At 42.2% G+C, this 206-nt stretch carries 1 pseudogene; it reads right to left on the bottom strand.

What is annotated here, in order from left to right:
* Positions 1-206 (bottom strand): annotated as a pseudogene (locus tag EFT72_RS19935) (transposase); the annotation flags it as partial.

A 206-nucleotide genomic window follows, 5' to 3' on the forward strand; every position in this document is an offset into this window, starting at 1 on the left:
TGGCTTGTGTTCCGGAAGTAACTCAAGTGCATAAACCTGCTCACCAATACAACTGAAGAGTTCACCGTTGAATGATCTGATTACCATTGCTGTGGTGCCCTTACGATGGTGTACAGCGATCCCTTGACTGTTTACAGGAAGATAGTATTCATTTTGATATTTCAGGCAGCTTCCATTATCTATCTTTCTAGAAGATAACACCGCCA

The sequence above is a fragment of the Clostridium sp. E02 genome (assembly GCF_003833015.1).
GTDB lineage: Bacteria > Bacillota > Clostridia > Lachnospirales > Lachnospiraceae > Lacrimispora.